At 76.7% G+C, this 6,816-nt stretch carries 6 protein-coding genes; 5 read left to right on the forward strand and 1 reads right to left on the reverse strand.

Going from position 1 to position 6,816, the window contains the following annotated elements:
* The 5 genes from CKO13_RS09555 to CKO13_RS09575 form a co-directional block, all read left to right on the forward strand.
* On the forward strand, positions 1-768 hold a 768-nt coding region (locus CKO13_RS09555), incomplete at its 5' end, for an MnhB domain-containing protein (RefSeq protein ID WP_200260092.1).
* Positions 765-1,067, forward strand: a complete 303-nt coding sequence (locus tag CKO13_RS09560; RefSeq protein ID WP_200260095.1) for a sodium:proton antiporter — start codon at positions 765-767, stop codon at positions 1,065-1,067. The genes CKO13_RS09555 and CKO13_RS09560, both read left to right, overlap by 4 nt.
* 3 nt (positions 1,068-1,070) lie before the next feature.
* On the forward strand, positions 1,071-2,537 hold the full coding sequence (locus tag CKO13_RS09565) for a complex I subunit 5 family protein (RefSeq protein ID WP_338034626.1): 1,467 nt from the start codon (positions 1,071-1,073) through the stop codon (positions 2,535-2,537).
* Positions 2,534-4,039 carry a complex I subunit 5 family protein gene (locus tag CKO13_RS09570; RefSeq protein WP_200260098.1) on the forward strand — a complete coding sequence of 502 codons (1,506 nt, stop codon included), beginning with the start codon at positions 2,534-2,536 and terminating at the stop codon, positions 4,037-4,039. The genes CKO13_RS09565 and CKO13_RS09570 overlap by 4 nt, the downstream gene beginning before the upstream one ends.
* Complete coding sequence (locus tag CKO13_RS09575) at positions 4,036-5,709, forward strand: complex I subunit 5 family protein (protein WP_200260101.1); 1,674 nt, start codon at positions 4,036-4,038, stop codon at positions 5,707-5,709. The genes CKO13_RS09570 and CKO13_RS09575 overlap by 4 nt, the downstream gene beginning before the upstream one ends.
* A gap of 4 nt (positions 5,710-5,713) precedes the next feature.
* Here the strand turns inward: CKO13_RS09575 and CKO13_RS09580 are convergent.
* Positions 5,714-6,816: protein adenylyltransferase SelO (locus tag CKO13_RS09580; RefSeq protein ID WP_200260104.1), on the reverse strand; the 1,103-nt coding region annotated here is incomplete at its 5' end.

The following is a 6,816-nucleotide window of genomic DNA, read 5'->3' on the forward strand; positions in this document are numbered from 1 at the left end:
GGCCTGACCGGGGCGCTGCTGCTCGCCGCCTACCGCGCCCTGCGCCCGCAGGCGCCGGGGCCGGCCGAGGAGCCGGCGCCCTCGCGCGGGCTGGCGCTGGCGGCGGCGGTGCCCAGCGCGGCGCTGGTCGGCGCCGTCGGCTGGGTGGCCCTCGGGCTCGAGGCGCCGGTGCGTACGGCCGGTAGCGAGGCGCTGGCGCGGGTGGCGGAGAGCGGCGTGGAGAGCCCGGTCACCGCGGTGCTGCTCGCCTTCCGCGCCATCGACACCCTCGCCGAGGTGGTGGTGCTCTTCGTCGCCTTCCTCGGCGCGCGGGTCGCCGCGGAGCCGCTCAGCCACGCGGGCCCCGGCGACTGGCTGCGCGCCAGCCGCGGCGAGCCCGTGCTGGTGGGGCCGCTGATCCGCTTCGTGGCGCCGATGACCCTCCTCGCCGCCGGGTACCTGCTCTGGTCCGGCACCCACCAGCCCGGCGGCGCCTTCCAGGCCGGGGCGGTGCTCGCCGCCCTCGGCGTGCTGCTGCGCCTGACCGGGCGGCTGCGCCCGAGCGAGGCGACGGCCCCCGGCGAGCGCCTCGCCCTGGTCGGCGGGATCGTGCTGTTCAGCGCCGTCGGCCTGGCGGGGGCGGGCACCGCCTCGGCCGTGCTCGCCTATCCGCCCGGCTGGGCCTACGAGTCCATCCTGCTCATCGAGACGGCCCTGAGCCTGGCCATCGCCGCGCCGCTGACCCTGCTGTTCAGCGGCTCGGCCGGCCTGCGCCGGGAGGGGCGATGACCCAGGCCGCCCTCTATAGCCTTGTCGCCGGCGGGCTGGCGGGGATCGCTGTCTACGGGCTCATCACCTGCACGCACCTGCTGCGCCGCATCCTGGCGCTGAACCTGCTCGGCAGCGCCGTGTTCCTGCTGCTGGTCGCCCTGGCCCGGCGCGGTCCGCAGGCGGTGGACCCGCTCCCCCACGCCATGGTCCTCACCGGGATCGTCATCGCCGTCAGCGCCACCGCCTTCGCCCTGGCCCTGGCGCGCCGCTACCACGGGCGCACCGGCGCCGAGCGCCTGCCGGAGGACGGGGCGTAGGCCGTGGTGGGGGCGCTGTCGCTGCCGCTGGCCTTCTTCCTCCCGCTGCTCACGGCGCTGGCCGTGTTCCTGCTGCGCGCCCGCCGGGCGCCGTGGCTGCCGCTGCTCGGCGGGGCGGCCACGGCGGCGGCGGTGGCGGACCTCATCGGGCAGGTCGCCCGGGAAGGCCCCCAGGTCTACCACCTCGGCGGGTGGGCCCCGCCGCTGGGCATCGAGCTCTACGCCGACGGCCTGGCGGCGCTGATGCTCGGCATGGGCGCCCTCGTCGCCCTGGCGGTCACGGCGTATTCCGGGGCGTACTTGCGCGGGCAGGGGCACGACGCGGAGCTGTTCTGGCCGCTGTGGCTGGTGCAGTGGGCGGCGCTCAACGGCGCCTTCCTGGCCGCGGACCTGTTCAACCTCTACGTCATGCTCGAGCTGCTCACGCTCACGGCGGCGCCGCTGGTGGCCATGGGCGGGGAGCGGGCGGCCCTGGCCGCGGCGCTGCGCTACCTGCTGCTGGCGCTGCTCGGCTCGCTGGTCTACCTGCTCGGCGTGGCGCTGATCTACGGCGCCACCGGGACCCTGCACCTGCGCGAGGCCGGGGCGCTGCTCGGCGACGGCCCCGCAGCGGCGCTGGCGGCGGGGCTGATCAGCGCCGGGCTGCTCGTCAAGGCGGCGGTCTTCCCGCTGCACATCTGGCTCATGCCGGCCCACAGCGCCGCGCCCGCCCCGGCGAGCGCGGCGCTCTCGGCGCTGGTGGCGAAGGCCGGCGCCTACCTGCTGCTGCGCCTGTGGCTGTGGACCTTCCCGGCGCTGCTCAGCGTCCCGCTGGGGTGGCTGCTCGGCGGCCTGGGCGCCGCGGGCGTGGTCTACGGCTCGCTGCAGGCCCTGCGGCAGACGCGGCTCAAGCCGGTGATCGCCTACTCCACGGTGGCGCAGCTCGGCTACCTGCTGCTCCTGCTGCCGCTGGCCACCGTGGCCGGCGCGGCGCCTCACGCCTGGCAGGGCGCCGCCTACCACGCCCTGGCCCACGGCCTCGCCAAGGCCGCCGCCTTCCTCGCCGCGGGCAACGTCCTCTACAGCCTCGGCCACGACCGGCTGGCGGGGCTGCACGGGCTCACCCCGTACCTGTCGGGGAGCGTGCTCGCCCTGGGGCTCGCCTTCGCCAGCCTCATGGGGTTGCCGCCAACGGCCGGCTTCCTCGCCAAGTGGGAGCTGCTGCGCGGCGCCCTCGGCGGCGGGCAGTGGGGGTGGGCGGCGGTGATCGTCGGCGGCGGCCTGCTCACCGCCGGCTACGCCTTCCGCGTGCTGGCGGCGGCCCACGCCGCTTCGCCGCCGGGCTATAGCGAGATCCGCCCGCCCCGGCGCGTGCCGCCGGTCATGGCGTGGACGCCGCTGCTGCTGGCGCTGGCGCTCTACCTGCTCGGGCTGAGCGCGGTGCCGGCGCTGGGCCTGCTCGAGCAGGGCGCCCCGGAGGGGCTCGGATGAGCGCGCTCCTCTACGCCTACCTGCCCCTGGGGGCGCTGGCCACCGCGGTGGTCACCGCCGCGGCGATCTTCGCCCTCGGTGACGCCAGGCGCCGCCAGCGGACCTTCTGGAACCTCTTCGGCGCCACCGCCAAGCTGCTCATGGTGGCCGCCATGGTCGGCGGCGTGCTCGAGGGGCATACCTTCGCGGTGGCCTGGCCGGCCCTGCCGGGGGTCGAGCTGCGCCTGGCGGCGGACCCGCTGGCGCTGCTCTTCGCCATGCTCTCCTCGGTGCTGTGGCTGGTGACCACCGTCTACGCCATCGCCTACCTGGAGCACTCGGGGCAGCGGGCCCGCTTCTTCGGCTTCTTCTCCCTGTGCGTGGCGGCCACCTTCGGCATCGCCCTGGCCGGCAACGCCTTCACCTTCCTGCTCTTCTACGAGATGCTCACCCTGGCCACCTACCCGCTGGTGGTCCACCGCGGCCACCCGGCGGCGCTGGCCGCCGGGCGGCTCTACCTGGCCCACACCCTCGGCGGCGGCGCGGCGCTGCTCGCCGGGACCGTGGCGCTCTACGCGGCGGTGGGCGAGCAGCCCTTCACCGCCGGCGGCATCCCGGCGGTCGCGCTGTGGGCCGAGCAGGCGCCGGCGGCGGCGACGGCGGTGCTGGTGCTGCTGCTCGCCGGCGTGGCGGTGAAGGCGGCGCTCTTCCCGCTGCAGGGCTGGCTGCCGGCGGCCATGGTCGCCCCGGCGCCGGTCAGCGCCCTGCTGCACGCCGTCGCGGTGGTCAAGGCCGGGGCCTTCGGCGTCGTGCGCATCATCGAGGACGTCTACGGCTATCCGCTGGCCGCCGAGCTGGGCGTCACCCCGGCGCTCGCCGGGCTGGCGGCGGTGACGGTGGTCTACGGCTCCGTGCGCGCTCTGGCGCAGGTGGACCTCAAGCGCCGCCTGGCCTTCTCCACGGTCAGCCAGGTCTCGTTCATCAGCCTCGGCGTGGCGCTCGGCGGCCCGCTGGCGCTCATCGGCGGGCTGGCGCACCTGGTCCACCAGGGGGTGATGAAGATCACCCTGTTCTTCTGCGCCGGTAACTACGCCGAGACCCTCGGCATCCACCGCATCGACGCCCTCAACGGCGTCGGCCGGCGCATGCCGGCGACCTCGGCGGCGTTCACCGTGGCGGCGCTGGGGATGATCGGCCTCCCGCCGCTGGCCGGCTTCATCAGCAAGTGGTACCTGGGGATCGGGGCGCTGGCCCAGGGCCAGGCCTGGGTGGTCGGGGTGCTGGCGGCGAGCACCCTGCTCAACGCCGCCTACTTCCTGCCGGTGCTGCGCCGTATCTGGCTGCTGCCCCCGCCGGCGGCGGGCTTCCCCGGCGCCGGCGGTGCCGAGGCCCACCGCGGGCTGCTGATCCCGGCGCTGCTCACCGCCGCCGCCGTCCTGCTGGCCGGGCTGCTGGCAGCGACGGCGTTCTCGCCGCTGGGCTGGGCGGAGCGCATCGTCGAGCGAGGCTACCCCGGGCTATGAGCGACCCCGCGCTGCTCCTGCTGGCCCCCGTGCTCGCCCCGCTGGCCGCTGCGGCGCTGCTCGGCGGCCGCCTGCAGCCGCTGGGGGCGGGCCTGCTGGCCGCCGCCCCGCTGACCGCGCTGCTCGCGCTGATCCCCGGAGTGGAGGCGCTGCACCTGCCGTGGCTGCTGCTCGATACCCGCCTCGGGCCGGACGCCCTGGGACGGGCGCTGCTGGCCCTGGCCGCGCCGGTGGCGGCGGCGGCGCTGCTCTTCGCCGTGGCCGGTAGCCGCGGCCAGCCGCGCCGGCGGGGGCTGCTCACCGCCCTGGCGGTCACCACGGCGGCGCTGATGGGGGTGCTCCTCGCCGCGGACCTGGCCAGCCTCTACTTCGCCTACGCCGCCATGACCCTGGCGGCGTACCCGCTCGTGGCCCATGCCCGGACACCGGAGGCCTTCCGCGCCGGGCGGGTCTACCTGGGCATGGCGGTGCTCGCCGAGGCGGCGGTGCTCGCCGCCGTCCTGCTCCTCGCTGCCGAGGGGGGGAATGCGGCCCTGACAGAGGTGCCGGCGCTGGTCGCCGGGCACGAGCACCGTACGGCGCTGGTGGGGCTGATCCTGGCCGGCTTCGCGGTGAAGGCGGGCGTGGTGCCGCTGCACGCCTGGCTGGCGCTGGCGCACCCGGCAGCGCCGGTGCCGGCGAGCGCCCTGCTGTCGGCGCTGCTGGTCAAGGCGGCCCTGGTGGCGTGGTGGCGGCTGCTGCCCATCGGCGAGCTAGCCCTGCCGGCCTTCGGGACTGCCCTGGTTGCGGCGGGGCTGCTGAGCAGCCTCTACGCCAGCCTGGTCGGCACCGCGCAGCGCCGGGCCAAGACGGTGCTCGCCTACTCCACGGTCAGCCAGATGGGGCTGCTTACCGCCCTCGTCGGCCTGGCCCTGCACCGCGCCGAGGCGGCCCCGGCGGCGGGGGCCGCGCTGGCGGTCTTCGCCCTGCACCACGGGCTGGCCAAGGGGGCGCTCTTCCTCGCCTGCGGGCTGCAGGGCCGCCGCCGCGGCTGGTACCTGCTGCTGCCGGCCCTCGCCCTGGCCGGGCTGCCCGGCAGCACCGGCGCCCTGGCCAAGGCCGGGCTTAAGCAGGTGGGCGGCGGCGAGCTCGGTGCGGCCCTGGAGCCGCTGCTGCTCGCCGCCTCGGCGCTGACCACGGTGCTCATGGCGCGCCTGCTCTACCTGGCCTGGCGCGGGCCGGGCGGGGCGGACCCCGCAGGGCGGCGCCTGGCGGTGCTCGCCCTGGTCGCGCTGGGGCTGGGCGGACCGTGGCTGGCGGCGGCGCAGCTGGCGCCGGGGCTGAGCGGCTACGCCCTGCAGCCCAAGGCGATGGTCGAGGCCCTGGTGCCGGTGCTCGCCGGGGCGCTCCTCGCCGCGGGCGGGGTGGCCCTGCGCCGGCACCTGCGCCTGCCCCGGATCCCCGAGGGGGACTGGATTAAGCCGGCGCTGCTCGCCGGGGCGCGCTTGCGGCGTGCCGGGCGCCGCGGCTGGCGGCGCCTCCCGGCCTGGCGGTGGCGGCCCTCGGGGGCGGCGCTGCTGCGCGGTGCCGGCGCCCTCGAGCAGCGGCTGGCCTCGGTGGCGGCCTCGGGCGTGCTGCTCCTGGCGCTGCTGCTGGCGCTGGCCGCGCTGGGGGCGCTCACCGGGCCTTGATCCGTCAGGTGCCGCAGAACGTCCGGCGCACCCGCTCGCCCTCACCGGGTGGGCGCGCCATCTCCGCCTCCTCCGGATGCTCCGCGAAGGGGTCGGCGAGGACCTTGAGGAGCCGCTCCATGGGGGTGAAGTCCAGTGCGCGCGTGGCAGCGTCCACGGCCCATTGGGCCAGGTGGTTGCGCAGGGTGTAGGCGGGGTTGACCGCCCGCATGGCGGCGCGCCGCTCGGCGTCGCCACGGCCCTCGGCGGCCAGGCGCCGGCGCCACTGGACGGCCCAGGCGTCGAAGGCCGCCGGGTCCTGGAACAGGGCGCGGACGGGGCCGTCGCGCTCCGGGTCCGCGCCGTCGGCGTCGCTGAGCAGCCGGAACGTGAGGGTCCAGTCCGCGCCGCCGGCAGCCATACGCTGGAGCAGATCGCCGATCAGCTCGGCATCGCCCTCCCGGCGCTCCGCCAGCCCGAGCCGCCTGCGGAGCCGGTCGTGGAAGGCGCCCTGGAAGCGGGGCGCGAAGCCGCCGAGGATGTCCTGGGCCTGCGCCGCGGCGATCTCCGGGTCGCGATGGAGCAGGGGCAGCAGGGTCTCGGCGAGGCGGGCTAGATTCCACTGCGCGATCCCCGGCTGCTGATCGTAGGCGTAGCGCCCGTAGACGTCGATGGCGCTGTACGCCGTATGCGGGTCGTAGGCGTCCAGGAAGCCGAACGGCCCGAAATCGAGGGTCTCGCCGGCGAGCGACAGGTTGTCCGTGTTCATCACGCCGTGGATGAAGCCGATATTCAGCCAGTCGGCCACGAGCTCCGCGGTCGCTGCCGTGACGGCCTCCAGGAGCCCGTGGTAGGGGGCGGGAGACTCCGCCTGGGCGGGGTAGTGCCGGGCGAGCGCGTAGTCCGCTAGCAGGCGGACGGCCTCCGTGTCGCCGCGGCCGTGGAAGTACTCGAACGTGCCGACGCGCAGGTGGCTGCGCGCGACCCGGGTGAGCACGCCGCCCGGCTCGGGCCGCGTGCGCTCGACCGCCTGGCCGGTGGTCACCGCCGCCAGGGCGCGGGTGGTCGGCACCCCGAGCCCGGCGAGGGCCTCCCCCCCGAGGTACTCGCGCACGACGGGGCCGATGG

Origin of the sequence: Halorhodospira neutriphila (assembly GCF_016584055.1) — a bacterium.
Classification (GTDB): domain Bacteria; phylum Pseudomonadota; class Gammaproteobacteria; order Nitrococcales; family Halorhodospiraceae; genus Halorhodospira; species Halorhodospira neutriphila.

Bases quoted from the DNA above. Each gene is read 5' to 3' on its own strand.
- CKO13_RS09570 (WP_200260098.1), top strand. From the start codon at position 2,534: ATGAGCGCGCTCCTCTACGCCTACCTGCCCCTGGGGGCGCTGGCCACC.
- CKO13_RS09560 (WP_200260095.1), top strand. From the start codon at position 765: ATGACCCAGGCCGCCCTCTATAGCCTTGTCGCCGGCGGGCTGGCGGGG.
- CKO13_RS09575 (WP_200260101.1), top strand. From the start codon at position 4,036: ATGAGCGACCCCGCGCTGCTCCTGCTGGCCCCCGTGCTCGCCCCGCTG.